The organism is Corynebacterium striatum ATCC 6940 (assembly GCF_000159135.1).
Classification (GTDB): domain Bacteria; phylum Actinomycetota; class Actinomycetes; order Mycobacteriales; family Mycobacteriaceae; genus Corynebacterium; species Corynebacterium striatum.
The window spans coordinates 443436-459761 of record NZ_GG667519.1; the positions used below are offsets into that span (position 1 = coordinate 443436).

Consider the following 16326-nt stretch of genomic DNA (forward strand, 5'->3'; position numbering starts at 1 on the left):
TGGTGATTCCGATGCTTAATTTGTTTTAGTCTTGTGACAGTTTAGGCGAGGTAAGCGCGAAATCGTGATCTGCGCATGATTTTCTTCTAGCTCGCAGTGTCTTGGCGGCATCCTCCCGTCAAGTATGGGTACGCTATGGACCATCGTGAACACAGAAAATAACGCTCCCCTCGCAGTGGTGACGGTGACCTATTCGCCGGGCCACTACCTTGGGGATTTCCTCGATTCGCTGGAGAATGCCACCCAGCAACCCACCACGGTGGTCTTAGCCGATAACGGCTCCACCGATGGGGTCCCGCAGGCTGCCGCGGAAAGCCACGCCAACGTTGTGTTTTTAGACACGGGTGGAAACATCGGCTATGGCGGCGGAATGAACGCGGGAGCACGCCTTATCAAGAGCGGCGCTTTGGGGGAGGTCGACGATGAGTTCTTCCTCATTAGCAACCCAGATGTCACCTTCACGCCAGGGGCTCTGGACACCATGCTCGAGTGCGCGCGTCGCAACCCACAGGCCGCGGCTGTGGGCCCGCGCATCGTAGAGCCGGACGGGTCCAACTATCCTTCAGCTCGTGCTGTGCCGACGCTGGTGACCGGGATTGGACACGCCTTCTTTGGCTCAATCTGGCCGGGTAACCCATGGTCCCGCGCGTACCGAGATGATAAAGACATGTCAGTAGAGCGTGTAGCCGGCTGGCTATCAGGCTCCTGCCTCCTGGTGCGTTGGGAAGCTTATGAACAGATTGGCGGCTTTGACGAGCGCTATTTCATGTATATGGAGGACGTCGACCTGGGTGACCGTTTTAGCCGCGCTGGCTGGAACAACGTCTTTTGCCCAGATGCCATAATTACCCACGCTAAGGGCCACTCGACGCAGGCTCACGCCGGCGCGATGTTACACGCCCACCATGATTCTGCGTATCGCTTCCAGGCCGACCGTCACCCTCACTGGTGGCAAGCGCCAATTCGGCTCGTGTTAAGAGCTGGCCTGAAGCTGCGTGCCTATGCGGTTACGGCACTTGCGTGCCGTAGTTAATATTGACGTCTTTTGCCTTATAAACTTAGCCCGATACAACATCTGTCGAAATACCACGTCGATTAATTCGAATAAGGAATCCTCGTTATGACTGAAGCAGCTACCCAATGGGGCGCCTCCGCCGACGCCGTCATCCTTGTAGGCGGCCGAGGCACGCGTTTGCGTCCGCTGACCATCGGTACTCCAAAGCCGATGCTGCCGACTGCAAACTACCCGTTCCTGCAGCACTTGCTGGCACGTATTAAGGCTGCTGGCATCGACCACGTGGTGATGTCGACTTCCTTTAAAGCGGAGGTTTTCGAGGAGTACTTCGGTGACGGCTCTGACTTGGGTCTAGAGATCGAGTACGTGGTGGAAGAAACCGCACTGGGAACCGGTGGTGGCATCCGCAACGTGTATGACAAGCTGCGCCACGACACGGTGATGGTCTTCAACGGTGACGTGCTCTCCGGCATGGACCTCAACGGCATCCTGCAGACTCACCATGAGAAGAATGCCGACGTGACAATGCACCTGCTCAACGTGGCGGATCCGCGTGCGTTTGGCTGCGTGCCGACGGACAGCAATGGCCGCGTGACGGCGTTCCTGGAGAAGACCGAGGATCCACCAACCAACCAGATCAACGCTGGTTGCTACATCTTCAAGCGCGAAGTTATCGAGAGCATTCCGGCTGACCGTGTGGTTTCGGTCGAGCGTGAGACCTTCCCTAATCTGCTGGAGGAAGGCCGCTTGGTAGTGGGCCACGTGGACAACTCCTACTGGCGCGATATGGGCCGCCCGGATGACTTTGTACGCGGTTCCTCGGACTTGGTGCGTGGTATTGCGCACTCGCCGTTGCTGGAGGGCCGCACGGGTGAATCCGTGGTGGATGATTCCGCGGGTATTGCTGGCGGCGTCCTGCTGCTTTCGGGTACGGCAGTGGGCCGTGGCTCTGAGGTGGGGGCCGGTTCGCGTTTGGACGGCACAGTGGTCTTTGACGGCGTGACAATTGAACCTGGCGTAGTAATCAGCAATTCGATTATCGCCTCTGGTGCTCACATCGGGGCGAATGCGCACATTGATAACTGCGTTATTGGCGAAGGCGCTGTGATTGGTGCGCGCTGTGAGCTCAAGGGCGGCATGCGCGTCTTCCCGGGCGTGCAGATTCCTGACGCGGGCGTGCGCTTTAGCTCAGACGCCTAAAGCTCGAGCTGGAGGGTTTCCCTCACCATTGTCTCTATTGACACTGGTGGGGGATATTTTTATGGGCTTGCGTAACCGCTGGGTGCTACATGGGATCAAAGTGGCCAAAGTGTTTTTTGAGATCCACTAGAAAATTCAGAGTGGTGGCGACACGCCGATCAAACCTGGGAATTGTTTACAGGATCATGAGGCGCCACTATATGTAGTACCCCCACACCTTACCCCCATGGGGGGATCTGTGTGACGGATGTGAAAGTTGAGGATCGTGTGCTGCGTTTTTGGCGAATTTGGGCAAAATGGACTCTGGTCAGGTTGACGATATTTAGTGATCCGGTGTGAAATAACATCAGTGTAATCAAACGCATCGGCGGTGCCGGACTGGCTTTGTTGGTCCTGGTGTACAGTCGGTGCCACTAAGTAAGAACAACCCAACCTCGGAGAAAGGAAGTAGCGTGGAGAAAAACTCGAATAATGGCGCTATTCTCCGTGGCGGTGCTGCCGCAGAGATGTCGCTTGACGAGCTTTTTGGCGCCGTCGAGCAGGAGTGGCAAGACCAGGCACTGTGCGCGCAGACCGATCCTGAAGCCTTCTTTCCAGAAAAAGGAGGCTCCACCCGTGAGGCTAAGCGCATCTGCCAGGCCTGCGCGGTGCGTGATGAGTGCCTCGAGTATGCCCTTGAGCATGACGAGCGCTTCGGAATCTGGGGCGGCCTGTCTGATCGTGAGCGTCGCCGCCTCAAGCGTGAGATTGGCTAGTTAGCTAAAGCCGACTTAGCTCAAGTCCCCCGTTTAGTTCTGTTCAACTTTTTCGGTTGAGCGTCTGCTAGGTGGGGGATTTTTCTTTACCAACTAAACCTTGGGTCGACGTCTTCGGGGTCAAGATTTAGATAGTTCGCCACTAGTGCGGTGAGGACTGTCCCCAAGAGTTCTGCCCGCTCTCCAGGATTCTGTGCGCGTTCCTCGATGGGCATGCGGAAGATCACCATTCGTGCGCGGGTAGGACGGCCGGCCGAATCCACACCGGCGGGAACTACGCGTCCGAGAGGGACCGGGCCATCGGCAATGATTTCTTCAGGCAGCACGGTCATGTCTGCTGAAAGGCGCATGCGGGGAACTGTGTCCACAGCTAGGTCGAGGCCCGCGAGCTGCTCCGCGAAGGCGTTTTGAATCGGGGCGTAGGCCTCGAGGACTGCCATGTCGAAGCGCTCGCTGTTGCTGCGGAAACGCGGTGTCGTCTGTGGCAGGAGTGGGCCGCGCATGCCGCGTCCACGGCGATTGCGGAACGGGCGTACATGTGGGCGGCGCATTGTCATGAGCGTGATCTTAGGACTCCGCAGGTGCTTTTCGGTGCGGGGCGCGCCGAGTTCCGACTATTCAAATCTCAAGTAAGGGTTTAGACTCATTGCCGTGAATCATTCTCGTCATTGCTCTCGCCCAGGCTGCGGCCGACCTGCCGTGGCAACATTGACCTACGCATATTCACAGCAGACGGCCGTCGTTGGCCCGCTTGCGGAGGAGACTGACCCGCATAGCTGGGACCTGTGCGAGAAGCATAGCTCCCGCATCACCGCCCCCATCGGCTGGGAGATGGTGCGCGTGGATCGCATCGAGCTGGACGAGGAAGATGACCTCATGGCACTCGCTGAGGCCGTGCGTGAGGCTGGCCGTGTGACCACCGGCCTGGTGGACGATGGTGCTGGCTCCGGTTCTGACCCCATCGACTACGCCGCGAACTTCGATGGTGCAGATCCGGATAGCTCAAATCACCCGGTTTTTCGCACTCGACGTGTCAGTGAGGCGAAGCAACACCGTCGCGCCCACCTGACGGTTGTGCGGGACGAGAGTGAGGAAGCCGCGCTTAGCGACGTCGACCGCGGCAATCATCATCGCGTCAGAGAAGATTAAAAATAGAGAAGATTAAAAATCCTGTTCCTAGGCCGCTGTCCGTTCTTGCATATGCAAAAGGGGTAGTATTGCAGGTTATGCGTACTCGTGAACAGCTAGATGCCGTTATTAAGGCCTATGACGTCCGTGGCGTCGTGGGCGAAGATATTGATGAGAACTTCGTTCGTGACACCGGTGCTGCCTATGCCGCTATTTTGCGCGGTGAAGGGGAGACCAAGGTGGCGGTGGGGCACGACATGCGCCCTTCTTCACCGGCGTTGTCTGACGCTTTTGCGCAGGGCGTGGCTTCTCAGGGCTTGGATGTCATCAAGTTGAACCTGACTTCGACTGATGAATTGTATTTTGCGGCTGGTTCTTTGGATTGTGCGGGTGCGATGTTTACTGCCTCGCATAATCCGGCGAAGTACAACGGCATCAAGCTGTGCCGTGCGGGTGCTGTGCCGGTGGGGCAGGAGACTGGCCTGGAGGCTATCAAGGGCATGCTGATTGAGGGCGTGCCGGCCTTTGACGGCGAGCCTGGCTCTGTCAGCGAGCGCGAGGTGCTCCCGGACTATGCGGACTTCCTGCGTTCTTTGGTGCCGCTGGAGTCTTCACGTCCATTGGTTGTGGCGGTAGACGCTGCTAACGGCATGGGTGGCCATACGGTTCCGGCTGTGTTTGAGGGCCTGCCGTTTGATGTCCGTGATTTGTACTTCGAGCTGGATGGCACGTTCCCGAACCACGAGGCTAATCCGCTGGATCCGAAGAACCTCGTAGATCTGCAGAAGTTTGTCACTGAGCAGAAGGCTGATATTGGCCTTGCCTTCGATGGTGATGCGGACCGTTGCTTTGTGGTCGATGAGAATGGTGATGCTGTTTCGCCGTCGGCTATTTGTGCGTTGGTGGCGCAGCGTTACTTGCAGAAGTTCCCAGGTTCGACGATCATCCATAACCTGATCACGTCGAAGACGGTGCCGGAGCTGATTGCCGAAAATGGTGGCAGGGCTGTGCGTACCCGGGTGGGCCACTCGTTCATTAAGGCGCAGATGGCCAAGGAGAAGGCTGCTTTTGGCGGCGAGCACTCCGCACACTACTACTTCCAGGAGTTCTGGAATGCGGACTCCGGCATGTTGGCTGCGATGCACGTGCTGGCTGCTTTGGGGGAGACCGATAAGCCGTTGAGCGAGCTGATGGCTCAGTATTCGCGTTATGAGGCTTCCGGTGAGATCAACTCCACCGTGGCAGACCAGAAGGCTGCAACCCAGGCTGTGCTAGATGGTTTGGCGGACAAGATTGAGTCTGTCGACGAGTTGGACGGCGTGACCGTTGAGTTGAAGGGCACGGATGCGTGGTTTAACGTGCGCGCTTCGAACACTGAGCCACTGCTGCGTCTGAACGTTGAGGCGAAAACTGCTGATGAAGTCCAGGCCATCGTCGATGAGGTGCTTGGAATCATCCGCGCTTAGGCGCTTTCCCCGTGCGGGCGCCTTCGTGGCGACCATTCTTCTGTTCGTACCGTTGCCTGTAAATAGTGCCCTACAATTGTGTGTTTTGGCCCGCTATTTGCAGGAAAAAGGCTCCTGGATGCCGCCACGATTGTCGCACATCTCGGTCCATAGAGCTCGTGCCTTTCCTTGTGAATAGTGAAGCCGAACAGCTCATCTTTGCCTGCTTAATTGCAAGAAACGGTACATTTGCAGCGGCTGAGCCGCGCCGCCCCGGCTGCGCCGCAAAACACAAAAAGCGTCAGCATTGTGCTGGCGCTTTTATTCGGGAAAATTAGCCGCGGGAGTGGGAAACCATGTCCTCCCACTCGACGTACTTCTTGCGCTCGCGGCCCTCGGCCTCGCCGAGTGCGCGCTCTGCCGCATCGAGGTTCTTCCAGCCATCCCAGGAGAGGAACTCCACGCCCGCAGCCTTCAGGGTCTCCGTGATGTCCTCTGCGGAAGCGTGGGAGAGCTTGCCTGCCTCGGCGTCGTCAAGCAGCATGCCGATGGTCTCGGAGGCATCGGACTTGGTGTTGCCGATGAGGCCCACCGGGCCGCGCTTGATCCAGCCAGTGGCGTAGAGGCCAGGGACGATGGTGCCGTCGAGCTCGGTGACGTGGCCGCCGTCGTTGTTGATGACGTTCTTCTCGGAGTTGAAAGGAACGGTGTCGATAGCGTCGGAGCGGTAGCCCACAGCGAGGTAGACCGCCTGAACCGGCCACTCGGTGAACTTGCCGGTCCCAGAGACGGAGCCGTCGCCGTTGAGGGCGGTGCGCTCGGTCTTGATGCCGGTGACCTTGCCATTCTCGCCGAGGATCTCAACCGGCTGCTCGAACAGGTGAATCTGCAGGGTGTGTGGTGCTTCCTTCGGTTCGCGGATGGCGTAGCCCTCCAGGGTCTGGCAAACCAGATCCTGGGACTTAGAGTTGGCGCGTGCCTCGAGGGAAGCCTCGTCGTAGTCGATGTCCTCCGGGTCCACGACCACGTTGATGGTCGGGGAGTGGTCGAGCTCCTTGAGCTCCAGCGGGGTGAACTTTGCCTGTGCCGGGCCGCGGCGGCCGAAGACGCGCACGGTGTGAGCCTTGTTCTTGGACAGGGACTCGTAGACGTTGTCTGGGATCTCGGTGACTTTGAGCTCATCGCCGGTCTTGGCCAAGATGCGGGCGACGTCAAGGCCCACGTTACCCACGCCCACGACGGCTACCTCTTCAGCGGAGAGATCCCAGTCGCGGTTGAAGCGCGGGTTGCCGTCGTAGAAGCCCACGAATTCGCCGGCGCCGTGGACGCCCTCGAGGTCTGCCCCCGGCACGTCGAGGACGCGGTCTCCTACGGCACCGGTGGCGAAGACTACGGCGTCGTAGTGCTCTTTGAGCTGCTCGACGGTGAGGTCGCGGCCGATGTGCACGTTGGAGATGAGGCGGATCTGCTCGGTCTCCAGGACGCGGTGCAGGGAGTTAACGATGCCCTTGATGCGTGGGTGATCTGGGGCTACGCCGTAGCGGATGAGGCCGAAGGGAGCTGGCATCTGCTCGATGAGGTCGATCTGGACGTTGCCACCGGTCTTCTTGACCAGGATGTCAGAGGCGTAGATACCTGCTGGGCCAGCGCCGATGACGGCTACCTTCAGTGGGGCTTGCGACATGTGAGTAGTGGGCCTTTCCTCAAATCAATAAACAGCTAAAGAATTCGGTTACTGGTCGTAATACTAGCTGTTCTAGTTCTTTTAATGAATATTAGACTGATCAGTCTGCTAAAAGCGTGTGAGCGTGGGGTTTATTGAACCGCTTTCTGGAACGCTGGGCAACTTGATTATTTAGATTCTTCCAGCGTGGCGACGTTGTCCCAGCTCACAATGTAAAGAGTGGTGAAATTAATCCGTACCGCTTTGTCTATGGTTCCTAGACCGGTAGGTTTTTGTCATCCACGACGAAAGGCAAGTGTTCATCCCCATGACTACCGCAACGAAACCACAACGCAAGGCTCGTCCGCGCAAGCCCGAGGGGCAATGGAAGATTGACGGCAAGGAGCCGCTCAACACCGACGAGGAGATCAAACAGGAAGACGGCGGCCTGTCCGCTCGCCAGCGCGTCATCGATATCTACTCCAAGCAGGGGTTTAAGTCGATTCCGCCAGAGGATCTTGCCCCACGCTTTAAGTGGCTCGGCCTCTACACCCAGCGCAACCAGAACCTGGGCGGCGAGCTGACTTCTAAGCTGAGCAACACAGAGCTGCAGGACGAGTACTTCATGATGCGCGTGCGTTTCGACGGTGGCCGCGTGGACCCGGCCAAGCTGCGCACCGTGGGCGAAATCTCCCGCGACTACGCTCGCTCCACCGCGGACTTTACGGACCGCCAGAACATCCAGTTGCACTGGATTCAGATCGAGGACGTTCCCACAATCTGGGAAAAACTGCGCGCCGTAGGGCTCGATACGCTGCTGGGCTGCGGCGACGTCCCACGCGTCATCCTCGGTTCGCCAGTCGCGGGCGTGGCAGAAGACGAGATCATCGATGCCACCCCGGCAATCGACGACATTGTGGAGAACTACCTGCCACGCGATGAATTCCACAACTTCCCGCGCAAGTTTAAGACCGCGATTTCCGGCAACCGCCGCCAGGACGTCACCCATGAGATTCAGGACATTGCCTTCGTCGGCGTCAACCACCCTGAATATGGTCCTGGCTTCGACTGCTTCGTTGGCGGCGGCTTGTCCACCAACCCGATGCTGTCCCAGTCCCTGGGCGCTTGGGTCCCGTTGGAGCGCGTTCCTGAGGTCTGGGCAGGCGTAGCCCGCATCTTCCGCGACTACGGCTACCGTCGCAACCGCAACCGCGCCCGCCTAAAGTTCCTGGTAGCTGAGTGGGGCATCGAGAAGTTCCGCGAGGTCCTAGAGACCGAGTACTTGGACGCACCGCTTCTCGACGGCGAGCCACTCGTTGTAGAGCCCGGTTCCCGCGATCACTTGGGCGTGCACAAGCAACAGGACGGCAACTACTACCTCGGTGTGAAACCCACCGTGGGCCATGCCACCGGCGAGCAGCTAATCGCCATTGCCGACGTCGCTGAGAAGTTCGGTATCACCCGCATCCGCACCACGCCGATGAAGGAGCTCCTCTTCCTCGATGTCAAGGAAGAGGACATCCCGGCGCTTTCCCGGGCACTCGACGAGACCGGCCTGTATTCCCAGCCTTCCGAGTTCCGCCGGGGCGTCATCTCCTGCACGGGCCTGGAGTTCTGCAAGCTCGCGCACGTGACCACCAAGGCCCGCGCCATCGAACTCGTGGACATCCTCGAGGACACGTTGGGTGACCTGGACGTTCCGATATCCATTGCGCTCAACGGCTGCCCGAACGCCTGCGCCCGCTCGCAGGTCTCCGACATCGGCCTGAAGGGCCAGATTGTCACCGACGCTGACGGCAACCGCGTCGAGGGCTTCCAGGTGCACCTGGGCGGTGCGCTGGGCCTGTCCCCGGATTGGGGCCGCAAGCTGCGTGGCCACAAGGTCATTGCGGACGAGGTGCCTGACTACGTCATCCGCTTGGTTAACAAGTACAAGGAGCAGCGCGCGGAAGGCGAGCAATTCCGCCACTGGGTTCTGCGCGCCGCTGAGGAGGATCTGCGGTGAATTTCCGACGCAAGCCCAATCCCAACCGCAACCACCCCATGTACTGCCCGTACTGCGGGGGCACCGGGCTCTTCCCGGATGAGGAAGGGGAGTTTGCCTGGAAATGCACTGAATGCCTGCGGATTTTCTCCGTGATGTTTCATGGTCAGGACGACGCTCCCGTCGCCCCGGCGAAGACTGTTTCTTCCAACGAGGCGTTGCAGCGATCGCTCCAGCGTCGCGGCCACGTCACTGCGACCCCCAAGGAATAACCATGACCGCCCTCATTACGTTGTCGCATGGTTCGCGTCACCCGAATGCTGTAGCTGGCATCGAGGTGCTTACCCAACGCGCCGCCGCGCTTGCCGACGTCGCGCACTGGCAGTGTGCGCACCTCGAGTTCAACGAGCCCGATCTCGCCACGGCAGCGCAGCAGCTCGCAGCGCGCGGGGAAACCGAGGCCGTGGTGGTGCCGCTGCTTTTTACTGAGGGCTACCACCATCGCGTGGACGTGCCGGAGGCCATCGCTGCGGCAGAGGAAGCCTCCGGGCTGCGCCTGCTGCGCGGTGACTCGCTGGGCACTGGGGCCGACATGGCGCAGGTGCTGGCGCAGCGCGCAGGCTGCCAACCACAGTGCGCGCCGATGACCGATCATTTGGTCATCTACTCGGTGGGCTCATCGAATCTGCAAGCCAACCAGGCCATTGCGCGCCTAGCGGTGCGGGTGGCTGTCTTGACCGGCGTGAGTACCTCAGTGGCTTTTGCTACACGGGGCGGTAGGGAAGACGTCGCCAAGCAGGCGCGTATTTATGGCTCGGTGCGGGTGCTGCCGCTGTTCGTTACTGAAGGTCTACTTCTTGACCTGCTCGCAGAAGCCCCAGCGTATGTAGACTCCCCGCTAGGCGTTGACCTTGCGGGAATCGTCTCCCACCGCTTTGCTCATGCAGCGGGCCTGCCTTATCAGACTCGACAGCTTGTACAGATCGGACGATAAAAGATGCGATCCCTCATTCTTATCGCGCTAGCCGGTGCGGCGGCGCAGCTTGTCGACGGCGGAATCGGCATGGGTTTCGGCGTAACCTCGACCACCATTCTGCTGCTGGCGGGCCTAGGTCCTGCGCTGGCCTCCGCGGTGGTGCACACCGCTGAGCTAGGAACCACGTTGGTCTCTGGCTTGAGCCACTGGCGTTTTGGAAATGTGCATTGGCCTACGGTGTTCAAACTGGGCGTGCCGGGCGCCATCGCCGCATTCATAGGGGCAACGGTGCTCTCCAACGTTTCGACGGAATCGGCTGCGCCCATCACGACACTCATCCTCGTGGCCATCGGCGCGAACCTGGTGTGGCGCTTTTCCCGCCCGCGTCCTAAGCGCTCGGCATATAAGCGTCAGCACTCCACGGGCTTCCTTGTCGGCCTCGGCTTGGTAGGTGGATTCGTGGATGCGACAGGTGGCGGCGGCTGGGGGCCGGTTTCTACGTCAACGATGATGGCCATTGGGCGGGAGCAGCCGCGGCGTATTGTGGGCACGGTAAATACCGCGGAGTTCCTTGTGACCTTTGGCGCTACCGCTGGCTTCATCGTGGGGCTGTGGCACGAAATTGTGGCGCACCTGGCTGCGGTCATCGCGCTGCTCATCGGTGGCGCCATCACCGCCCCGATTGCGGCTTGGCTCATCTCGCGCGTTAACCCTGTGGTTCTGGGCGGGTTCGTGGGCACCGCGATTGTTGACCTGAACGTGGGCAAGGTCATCGGTGGCGCGGAGACCTACTTCGGCTGGGAGGTCGCTAGCTGGGTGATTCCGGTGGTGCAGGTTGCCATCGCTGTGGTCGGAATTGCGACCACCACGCTGGGCGCGCGCCGCACCAGGGCCGCGCGGGCGGCAGAGCTTGAAGCTGAAAACGCTGAGCGTGATGCGCACGCAGCGTTCCATGCATCGCGTGGACACTCGGCTCGCTCTGGTCGGGGATTCAAAGTCATCGCTGAACAGGAGCCAGAGGCTGATCACTGCGCGAAGCGGGCGTCGGTGCGCGCCCAATAGGGGCCCAATAAGGGGGAAGCTAAGTCGTAAGCCCCGCAACGTCTCCGATGACAAAGACGGCCGGCGGGGCAATGGTCGCGGACTCTACCGTCTCGCCGAGGGACCCGAGGGTACAGCGGAAGGTGCGCTCACCTTCCATGGTTCCCTCTTGGATGATGGCGACTGGGGTCTGCGGTGAGCGTCCACCATCTTGTACTGCCTGGGCAATGGCCCGGGCATTTTTTACGCCCATGATGATGCTGAGGGTGGCGCCAGACTGCGCAAGCGCGCCCCAGTCCAACAAGGACTTGGGGTGGCCAGGCGGGAGGTGCCCAGAGACAACGGTGAAAGCGTGGACGACGCCGCGGTGCGTGACAGGCACGCCGGCAAGGGCGGGCACGGATACGGCAGATGTAACGCCAGGGATCACTTCCACAGGCAGCGAGGCGGCAGCGAGCGCCTGAACTTCCTCGAAGCCACGGCCGAAGACATAGGGGTCACCGCCCTTGAGGCGGGCGACCTTGCGGCCCGCACGGGCGTGCTCGATGAGCAGTTCGTTGATCTTTTCCTGTGAAGTCTGGCGCTGGTAGGGCAGCTTGGAAACGTCGATGACCTCTTTTGCGTCGACATCGCACAGTTTGTGCAGATCCTGGGTGGGGCCGAGATGATCTGCCAAGATGACATCGGCGTTCTGCAAGGCGTACATGCCGCGGACCGTGATGAGGTCCCATGCGCCGGGGCCGCCGCCTACCAGGACCACCGGGTGAATCTGCGGGGTGTTCGCTGTGCTCATGGTCATTAATACTAATCGCTGCAGGTCCGGCGGCTGAGTCCGGGGCTGTTGGCTGGACTTTTTCTCCCAACTTCCTGTCTGAGTGGCGTGAAAGCCTCTTTTGCGCAATCGATGTCGGCGTCGCGGGCTATGCTCGGGGCCATGGATAGTGGCTATTTTGACGGCGCGGCCTATGACCCAGAGACCGTGCGCTTTTTCGACGTCGCGCACGAGGGCGGCCAGGTTCGTGTTTTGGCGGGTGAGGTCCAACAGCTCGCACAGCACCTCGGCGGAACTCAGCCGCGCTCGCTGGTCATCCTTCTCACCGAACAGGTGGCACGCGCTGCGGCCTATACAGCTGCGGGTTTGGCGGAGCCTTCGCGCGTGCCAGTCGTTGTGGCTGAGTCCCTGCCGCAATTTGTAGGTGCGCTGGACGTTGTCGTCGTTATCGGTGAGCGCGGCGAGTGTGATTGGGCCTCGCGTGCTCTGATTGCTGCGGATAAGAGAGGAGCCGCTACGGTCTTGGTCGGCCCCGCGCGTGGTCCCTTGTTGGAGGATGCGCCTGCGGCTACCCTGGTCGCACCGACGCTACCTACGGCAGAGGGGGCGTCGCCTGCACGCAGCATTGCTGCCCTTCATGCCATTCAAGCGGTCCTCGAAGAAGAAGGTGAGCTTGTCGCACGGCGCCTCGAAGAGGTGGCTGACGCAATCGACCGTGAACTCGAAACGCTTAGCCCTGAGCACGATTCTGCTACCAATCCGGGGCGCGCACTCCGAGAATTCGTTGAAGGGGCGCGAGTCGTTCATAGCTGCGGATCTGATCCATATGCTTTCTCCGAAGAACGAGTCCGGGTTGATTTGGGCTCCTTGGTTGCTCGGATGGCGGCAGCTATTTGGGCTGCCCATGGACTAGGGGGCACGTACGTCGATGCGCAAGAGCTGCCGATGGTGATTGAACGAAATCAGCATTCTGGTGCAAATGCGATTCGTGACATCTTCTATGACCCCGAACTCGACGGGGGAGAGGAAACGGGTCCTTTGGTACCCTTGAAAATTGTCTTATGGGGCAAGGAAGAGGCGAACCTTCCCCACTCTATTGCTCAAGCAAGCAATGATCCTGAACCCGCGCTGGGTGATCTCGCCCGTGCGCTTCAGCTCATTACGCGGAGCTATGCCGCGACCGCCTACGAGATTTCTTAAAAGAAGGAAACACATATGCAGCTGCTCAACAGCGCAACTCGAAACTATTCTTGGGGCTCCCGCACCATGATTCCGGAGCTCAAAGGCGAACCAGCGGCAGAAGCGCCTATTGCTGAGTTATGGTTCGGCGCTCACCCGGGTGATCCTTCGACAGTAGATGGCCAGCGTCTTGATGAAGTAATCGCCGCAGCACCCCGCGAGCAGCTAGGTGCGCGTGTCGAACAGACTTATGGGCAACGCCTTCCGTTCTTGTTGAAGATCCTCGCCGCAGAGGAACCATTGTCATTGCAGGCTCACCCTTCTAAGGCTCAAGCAGAAGAAGGCTTTGCCCGCGAGAACGCTGCAGGAATCGCATTGAACGCTGCGAATCGCAACTACAAAGATGACAACCACAAGCCTGAACTCATCGTGGCCTTGACCGAGTTCTACGCTATGGCAGGCTTCCGCCCACTTGAGCGCACGCTGGAGCTGTTCAAAGCGCTGGACTGCAAGCAGCTCGACCATTACTTGAGCATGTTGCTGCCAGATCCGGCCGCCGAATCTGAGAACCTGCGTGCGCTGTTTACTACGTGGATTACTATCCCAACTGCAAAGCGCAAGGAACTCATCGCTGCCATCGTCGAAGCTGGCGAGGCTCTCATCGCCCGCACTGCTGAGGATGGCGCTGAGGCATGGATGGCACGCGATATGCGTACGGTGATCAACCTCAACGAGCAATACTCCGGCGATATCGGTGTGCTCGGCGCACTGCTGCTCAACCACATTGTTCTCGCGCCGGGGGAGGCACTGTACCTGAATGCGGGTTCGCTCCATGCTTACGTTTCGGGATTGGGCGTGGAAATCATGGCGAACTCTGACAACGTTCTGCGTGGTGGTCTCACCCCGAAGTTCGTGGATGTGCCAGAGCTCGTGAAGGTCTTGACCTACGAATCTGTTGCGGACCCACGCGTGCAGCAGGTGGACAAGGCTGGAGCGCCCAACGTTAAGGGAGCCGAAGCCTGGTCCTATCCGGTACCGATCGACGAGTTCGCTCTTGACCGTGTGGAGCTAGGGGCCAATGATGAAGTTGAACTCGAGTTTGACGGTCCTGCCATTGCACTGTGCACCGGCGGAAGCGTTGAGCTTGAAGACGCAGAAGGAAATACCCAAACTCTCACTCCTGGTGGTGCCGAGTGGCTCCCCGCTGTAGAGGGTGTCGTAAAGGCGCGCGCCGCCCAAAGCGGAGCCGGCCAGCTCTTCGTCGCTCGCGTCTAGGCGCGTGCGCTTAGCCCGCTGCGGCGAACTCGTCGGCAATGGCGCGGGCGACCACTAGGTCTTCCCATGCCATGCCAGTGAACTTGAACACGACTGGTCGCTCACGAGAGATTTCTGCTTCGCCGCGAATGACCTGCGCCATGGTCAAGACGGCGCCGCGGTCGATAAAGCCCTCGGCCTCTGCTTGAACGACATCGCCGCCTTCTGCAAAGGTGGTCTCGACGTCCTCGACGATAATCGTTGCCGACCCCATAAGCTCACCCGAAATCTCACGGGCTTGCGGCGTGTGGGAACCCAACGCGATTATTATCGCGTCCCCGCGCACGTCGCCCAGCCCAAAGAGCGGCTCGGGGGAGTTGGTCGCGGTGATAACAAGTTCTGCGGCGGCTAGTGCTGCGGCGGCTTCGGGGCTGCCAGCAGCTAGCCACGTTGCGGCGTGGGCAAGCTGGGCGGGACGGTTCCTGCTGACAAAGCTAAACTCAACGGGCCTTTCTCGCAATGTATCAATAAGCGTTGCCGCATGGTGACGGCCCTGCGGGCCGGTGCCAAAGATGACTACCTTGAGTGGGGCATCGGCCGAAGTCGCATTACTTCCGGGGCCTTCTAATAGATTGAGAACCGTAGCTACAGAAACAGCCGGCGTGCGGAGATTTGTAATGGCCTCACCCTCTAAGAGGTGGGAGGGGGAGAGGGTCTTGGGATCGAAGAGGACATATGTGCCTTGAATGCTCGGTAGCTCGGGGCGGTATCCGGGATCCGAAAGGGATAACAGCTTGATTCCGAATCCCAATTCCGGTGCAGTCGCGGGCATAAGAAGGAAGTTACCGTGCTCAACTGGGATTGAGCTGCGTTGTGGATCGTTTCCTAGTTGCAAACCAGACTGCAGCGTTGAGCGCAACGCGTGCACAGCTTTGGCAGGGGGAAAGCGGCTTTGAATTTCTTCGGCGGTCAGTACGGTGAGAGGCATGCGAGTTCTCATTTTGAAAGGCAGGTTTAAGAAGCGGACTGCGCGGGTGCTTCTACGTTCGCAGGCTGCTCGGCAAGTTCATTGGGTTCCTACTCAGAGCCCTCCGCCGGTGAGTAATCGGTAGGTTCTTTCGGGGCATTGGGGTTAACCGGTTCCACGCTGGGTTGTGGCGCGTCAACGGTTCTGCCGTTTGCGTCAGTAGTAGGTGCTGGCTCAGATTCAGGAGCCGCTGTTCCATTCTGTTTGGTGGGATCATCCGCGGGCTCTGAAGGCTCAATAGGCTTGACGGCGGGCGGCTCAGAGTTGCTACCCCTCTTGCGCTTGTTCTCGTTGGGCACCGTGCGATTCGGTGAGGTTTCGGTAGGGGTTGCTGTATGGGTAGGAGCCGGGCTCGGTACGGCAGATTGCGTTGGCGATTCGGGTGCAGTAGCTGCGGATTCAGATGAACTGCTGGTTCCGAGCTGTGCGTTATTGGAAGGTTCTTGTCCCGTGCCGTAGTGGCTGTTGCCGCCATATTGCTGCGCGGTGGCGCGGCTTTGCGAAGAGAGATTTTCTGGGCGATAAACCTCCGTAGGGCCGAAATTAGCACCGGTGCCAGTGATGGCGTTGGGAGCTAGATATGGGTCATTCTGAAGAGCAACAGAGCTCTTCTTGGGAGCGCGCTTGGATGTGTGGCTGCTCGTTGTGGTCTGCGTAGTCTCCGCTTGGGTTGATTCGGTGTGGCCCACTGGGGTCATTGATTCGCTTTGGCTCTTCGCCGTGAATGGTCCAGGCGCGGAGATTTTCCACACGCCAAGGCCGACGAAGACAGCAGAAAGGAGGCCGATGGCGATAAAGACATACACGCGGCGTGCATCGGTCTTCATGATGGCTTCCTTTCTTAAGATAAGAGGGTATTAATTTTTTTGGTGTCGCTATGACACAAC

16 protein-coding genes are annotated in these 16326 nt (G+C 59.5%); 11 read left to right on the plus strand and 5 right to left on the minus strand.

Going from position 1 to position 16326, the window contains the following annotated elements; all coding sequences use genetic code 11:
- The first annotated feature begins 124 nt into the window (after positions 1–124).
- From HMPREF0308_RS01965 to HMPREF0308_RS01975, 3 genes are all read left to right on the plus strand, one after another.
- Positions 125–1033: a glycosyltransferase family 2 protein gene (locus HMPREF0308_RS01965; protein ID WP_005528145.1), complete on the plus strand. Its 909-nt coding sequence runs from the start codon at positions 125–127 to the stop codon at positions 1031–1033.
- An 87-nt stretch (positions 1034–1120) separates the two neighbouring features.
- Positions 1121–2215, plus strand: a complete 1095-nt coding sequence (manB, locus tag HMPREF0308_RS01970) for a mannose-1-phosphate guanylyltransferase (protein WP_005528146.1) — start codon at positions 1121–1123, stop codon at positions 2213–2215.
- A gap of 506 nt (positions 2216–2721) precedes the next feature.
- On the plus strand, positions 2722–2970 hold the full coding sequence (locus HMPREF0308_RS01975) for a WhiB family transcriptional regulator (RefSeq protein WP_005528147.1): 249 nt from the start codon (positions 2722–2724) through the stop codon (positions 2968–2970).
- Positions 2971–3056: 86 nt separating this feature from the next.
- Here HMPREF0308_RS01975 and HMPREF0308_RS01980 read toward each other — a convergent pair whose 3' ends face one another.
- On the minus strand, positions 3057–3527 hold the full coding sequence (locus tag HMPREF0308_RS01980) for a metallopeptidase family protein (RefSeq protein ID WP_005528148.1): 471 nt from the start codon (positions 3525–3527) through the stop codon (positions 3057–3059).
- 94 nt (positions 3528–3621) lie between these two features.
- On the opposite strand from HMPREF0308_RS01980, the gene HMPREF0308_RS01985 reads away from it, so the two are divergent.
- Entirely contained in the window at positions 3622–4119 is a 498-nt protein-coding gene (locus HMPREF0308_RS01985; protein ID WP_080548590.1) for a DUF3499 domain-containing protein, read from the plus strand.
- A 77-nt stretch (positions 4120–4196) separates the two neighbouring features.
- Positions 4197–5564 (plus strand): phosphomannomutase/phosphoglucomutase, encoded by a 1368-nt coding sequence (locus HMPREF0308_RS01990; protein WP_005528151.1) that lies wholly within the window; start codon positions 4197–4199, stop codon positions 5562–5564.
- A gap of 313 nt (positions 5565–5877) precedes the next feature.
- Here HMPREF0308_RS01990 and HMPREF0308_RS01995 read toward each other — a convergent pair whose 3' ends face one another.
- Positions 5878–7227, minus strand: coding sequence for an FAD-dependent oxidoreductase (locus HMPREF0308_RS01995; RefSeq protein WP_005528152.1), 1350 nt, complete (start codon positions 7225–7227; stop codon positions 5878–5880).
- 307 nt (positions 7228–7534) lie between these two features.
- On the opposite strand from HMPREF0308_RS01995, the gene HMPREF0308_RS02000 reads away from it, so the two are divergent.
- The 4 genes from HMPREF0308_RS02000 to HMPREF0308_RS02015 are packed head-to-tail and all read left to right on the plus strand — an operon-like array spanning position 7535 to position 11228.
- Positions 7535–9211, plus strand: coding sequence for a nitrite/sulfite reductase (locus tag HMPREF0308_RS02000; protein ID WP_005528153.1), 1677 nt, complete (start codon positions 7535–7537; stop codon positions 9209–9211).
- On the plus strand, positions 9208–9462 hold the full coding sequence (locus HMPREF0308_RS02005; protein WP_034656575.1) for a hypothetical protein: 255 nt from the start codon (positions 9208–9210) through the stop codon (positions 9460–9462). Before HMPREF0308_RS02000 ends, HMPREF0308_RS02005 begins: the two co-directional genes overlap by 4 nt.
- Positions 9463–9464: 2 nt before the next feature.
- Entirely contained in the window at positions 9465–10184 is a 720-nt protein-coding gene (locus HMPREF0308_RS02010) for a sirohydrochlorin chelatase (RefSeq protein ID WP_005528155.1), read from the plus strand.
- 3 nt (positions 10185–10187) lie between these two features.
- The gene (locus HMPREF0308_RS02015) at positions 10188–11228 is read left to right on the plus strand and encodes a sulfite exporter TauE/SafE family protein (protein ID WP_005528156.1); all 1041 of its coding nucleotides are present in this window, start codon (positions 10188–10190) and stop codon (positions 11226–11228) included.
- A gap of 19 nt (positions 11229–11247) precedes the next feature.
- Here the strand turns inward: HMPREF0308_RS02015 and cobA are convergent, their stop codons facing one another.
- On the minus strand, positions 11248–12006 hold the full coding sequence (gene cobA, locus HMPREF0308_RS02020) for a uroporphyrinogen-III C-methyltransferase (protein ID WP_005528157.1): 759 nt from the start codon (positions 12004–12006) through the stop codon (positions 11248–11250).
- Positions 12007–12141: 135 nt separating this feature from the next.
- Here cobA and HMPREF0308_RS02025 point away from each other — a divergent pair, with 135 nt between their 5' ends.
- Together HMPREF0308_RS02025 and manA are read left to right on the plus strand one after the other, a co-directional pair.
- Positions 12142–13179: a MurR/RpiR family transcriptional regulator gene (locus HMPREF0308_RS02025; protein WP_034656678.1), complete on the plus strand. Its 1038-nt coding sequence runs from the start codon at positions 12142–12144 to the stop codon at positions 13177–13179.
- 15 nt (positions 13180–13194) lie between these two features.
- Positions 13195–14433 carry a mannose-6-phosphate isomerase, class I gene (manA, locus tag HMPREF0308_RS02030; RefSeq protein ID WP_005528160.1) on the plus strand — a complete coding sequence of 413 codons (1239 nt, stop codon included), beginning with the start codon at positions 13195–13197 and terminating at the stop codon, positions 14431–14433.
- Positions 14434–14443: 10 nt separating this feature from the next.
- Here the strand turns inward: manA and HMPREF0308_RS02035 are convergent, their stop codons facing one another.
- The gene (locus tag HMPREF0308_RS02035) at positions 14444–15400 is read right to left on the minus strand and encodes an ornithine cyclodeaminase family protein (RefSeq protein WP_005528161.1); all 957 of its coding nucleotides are present in this window, start codon (positions 15398–15400) and stop codon (positions 14444–14446) included.
- Between the two features lie 89 nt (positions 15401–15489).
- Positions 15490–16266 carry a hypothetical protein gene (locus HMPREF0308_RS12915; RefSeq protein WP_005528162.1) on the minus strand — a complete coding sequence of 259 codons (777 nt, stop codon included), beginning with the start codon at positions 16264–16266 and terminating at the stop codon, positions 15490–15492.
- Between the last annotated feature and the right edge of the window lie 60 nt (positions 16267–16326).

Excerpts from the sequence above, each read along its gene's own strand:
- HMPREF0308_RS01965 (WP_005528145.1), top strand. The coding sequence starts at position 125 with ATGGGTACGCTATGGACCATCGTGAACACAGAAAATAACGCTCCCCTC.
- manB (WP_005528146.1), top strand. The coding sequence starts at position 1,121 with ATGACTGAAGCAGCTACCCAATGGGGCGCCTCCGCCGACGCCGTCATC.
- HMPREF0308_RS01975 (WP_005528147.1), top strand. The coding sequence starts at position 2,722 with ATGTCGCTTGACGAGCTTTTTGGCGCCGTCGAGCAGGAGTGGCAAGAC.
- HMPREF0308_RS01980 (WP_005528148.1), bottom strand. The coding sequence starts at position 3,527 with ATGACAATGCGCCGCCCACATGTACGCCCGTTCCGCAATCGCCGTGGA.
- HMPREF0308_RS01990 (WP_005528151.1), top strand. The coding sequence starts at position 4,197 with ATGCGTACTCGTGAACAGCTAGATGCCGTTATTAAGGCCTATGACGTC.
- HMPREF0308_RS01995 (WP_005528152.1), bottom strand. The coding sequence starts at position 7,227 with ATGTCGCAAGCCCCACTGAAGGTAGCCGTCATCGGCGCTGGCCCAGCA.
- HMPREF0308_RS02000 (WP_005528153.1), top strand. The coding sequence starts at position 7,535 with ATGACTACCGCAACGAAACCACAACGCAAGGCTCGTCCGCGCAAGCCC.
- HMPREF0308_RS02010 (WP_005528155.1), top strand. The coding sequence starts at position 9,465 with ATGACCGCCCTCATTACGTTGTCGCATGGTTCGCGTCACCCGAATGCT.
- HMPREF0308_RS02015 (WP_005528156.1), top strand. The coding sequence starts at position 10,188 with ATGCGATCCCTCATTCTTATCGCGCTAGCCGGTGCGGCGGCGCAGCTT.
- cobA (WP_005528157.1), bottom strand. The coding sequence starts at position 12,006 with ATGACCATGAGCACAGCGAACACCCCGCAGATTCACCCGGTGGTCCTG.
- HMPREF0308_RS02025 (WP_034656678.1), top strand. The coding sequence starts at position 12,142 with ATGGATAGTGGCTATTTTGACGGCGCGGCCTATGACCCAGAGACCGTG.
- manA (WP_005528160.1), top strand. The coding sequence starts at position 13,195 with ATGCAGCTGCTCAACAGCGCAACTCGAAACTATTCTTGGGGCTCCCGC.
- HMPREF0308_RS02035 (WP_005528161.1), bottom strand. The coding sequence starts at position 15,400 with ATGCCTCTCACCGTACTGACCGCCGAAGAAATTCAAAGCCGCTTTCCC.
- HMPREF0308_RS12915 (WP_005528162.1), bottom strand. The coding sequence starts at position 16,266 with ATGAAGACCGATGCACGCCGCGTGTATGTCTTTATCGCCATCGGCCTC.